At 74.5% G+C, this 2,011-nt stretch carries 3 protein-coding genes; all 3 read right to left on the reverse strand.

The window, feature by feature from the left end:
- Positions 1-438, reverse strand: a 438-nt coding sequence (gene tsaB, locus D452_RS0100880) for a tRNA (adenosine(37)-N6)-threonylcarbamoyltransferase complex dimerization subunit type 1 TsaB (RefSeq protein WP_017542297.1), incomplete at its 3' end; no start/stop codon positions are given.
- Positions 439-449: 11 nt separating this feature from the next.
- Positions 450-989, reverse strand: coding sequence for a tRNA (adenosine(37)-N6)-threonylcarbamoyltransferase complex ATPase subunit type 1 TsaE (tsaE, locus tag D452_RS27345; protein WP_017542298.1), 540 nt, complete (start codon positions 987-989; stop codon positions 450-452).
- Between the two features lie 126 nt (positions 990-1,115).
- Positions 1,116-2,011 (reverse strand): alanine racemase (alr, locus tag D452_RS0100890; protein ID WP_017542299.1); only part of this gene is annotated, 896 nt, incomplete at its 5' end.

Genomic DNA, 2,011 nt, shown 5'->3' on the forward strand with positions numbered 1-2,011 from the left:
GGCCGGCGGGCGGTCGACCGCGATCTCACCGGTGCGGGTGTGCGCGTCGGCGTAGCGCGCCCAGAAGATCTCTTTGCGGCGGGCGTCGGTGGCGGCGACGAAGGGCTCCTCGCGGCCCGACGCGGAAGCGATCGCGTCCAGCGTGGCGACACCGTGGCAGGCGATGCCCAGAGCCTCGGCCAGGGCGTGGGCGGTGGCCAGGCCCACACGCAGACCGGTGTAGGGGCCGGGACCGATCCCCACGGCGATGTGGGTGAGGTCGGCGGGTGCGGCACCGGCCCGCGCCAGGACGTCGCCGATCTGCGGGCTGAGCAGTTCGCCGTGGCGGCGGGCGTCCACGGTGGATGCGGCGGCGCGTACGCGCACACCGTCGTCGCCGGCTTCGCAGACGGCGCTGGTTACGGCCGGGGTCGCGGTGTCGAATGCCAGAAGGAGCACGGTCGTCCAGCCTATTCCGCGTCCGGGGCGAGGTGGGACCAGCGCGCGCCGTTGCCGGTCAGTGTGACGCGGCGGGTGTCGTCGGGGTGGCGGGCGATGGTGATCTCCAACCGTTCGTCGGTGAGGTGCTCGGCGATGCCTTCGCCCCATTCGACGGCGACCACCGACGCGTCCATCTCCGTGTCGAGGTCGAGGTCGTCGAGCTCCTCGACGCCGCCGAGACGGTAGGCGTCGGCGTGCACGAGCGCGGGGCCACCGGTCTCGGACGGGTGCACGCGCGCGATGACGAAGGTCGGCGACGTCACGGGGCCGCGCACGCCCATGCCTTCGCCGATGCCCTGGGTCAGGGTGGTCTTGCCGGCGCCCAGCGGCCCGCTGAGGACCAGCAGGTCGCCGGCGCGCAGCAGGGCGGCGATGCGGCGGCCGAGCGCACGCATCTGCGCGTCGGTCTCGGCGGTGACGAACACGGGGGCCGCGCGGGTGCCCGGCGCGGTGCCGGAGCCGGGTTCGGTACCGGCGGGCGGTTCGGCGGCTCGGGTCGTTTCGCTCATAGGCTCGCTCGCAGCGCTGTCTCGATCGGATGCGGCGGTGGGTCCGTCCGCACGAACCAGGGTAGACGGACCCCGCTACCGGCTCGGACGCCTGCACAGGCGACGACCGCGAGGGCCGCCCGGTGTTCAGCCGGCGCCGTCGTAGACGCGCGGGACGCGCGGCGAGATGCGGGTGACGATCTCGTAGGGGATGGTCCCCAGCGCCTCGGCCCATTCCCGGGCGGTGGGTTCGCCCGCGTCGCCGGGGCCGAACAGTACCGCCTCGGCGTCGGGGCCGAGAGTGTCGTCGCCGAGGTCGACCATGAACTGGTCCATGCACACGGTGCCGGCGATGGTGCGGCGCCGCCCGCCCACCTGGACCGGGCCGGTGTTGGTGGCGTTGCGGGGCACGCCGTCGCCGTAGCCGAGGGGGATCAGCGCGAGGCCGGTCGCGCGGTCGGTGGTGTAGCGGTGCCCGTAGGAGACCCCGCTGTCCGCCGGTACCCGCTTGACCAGAGCGACCGCGGAACGCAGCGTCATGGCCGGGCGCAGGCCGGTGTCGTCCGGCCCGGGGATGGGGTTCAGCCCGTAGCTCGCGATCCCCGGACGCACCAGGTCGAAGCGGGTCTCGGGCAGGGTGAGGGTGGCAGCGGAGTTGGCCAGATGGCGCACCTCCGGGTCCAGGCCGGCTTTGTCGGCGATCTCCAGCGCCTCGTGGAAGGCGGAGATCTGGGCGGCGATGGACGGGTGCCCGGGCTCGTCGGCGCAGGCGAAGTGCGAGAACAGCCCGGTCACGCGGATCAGACCGGCGGCTTCGGCACGCGCGGCGGCGGCGACGGTGCCGGGCCACTGATCGGGGGTCAAGCCGCCGCGGTTGAGCCCGGTGTCGGCCTTGAGGTGCACGCGCGCGCGGCGCCCGGTCTCGCGGGCCGCGCCGGCGATGTCGTCGATCAGGGCCGGTGTGCTGACGCCCAGGTCGATGTCGGCGGCCACCGCCCGGGCCAACGGCGCGTGCGGCGGCAGGATCCAGGCGACGACGGGAC

It is taken from the genome of Nocardiopsis prasina DSM 43845 (assembly GCF_000341265.1).
In the GTDB taxonomy this organism is placed as follows: domain Bacteria; phylum Actinomycetota; class Actinomycetes; order Streptosporangiales; family Streptosporangiaceae; genus Nocardiopsis; species Nocardiopsis prasina.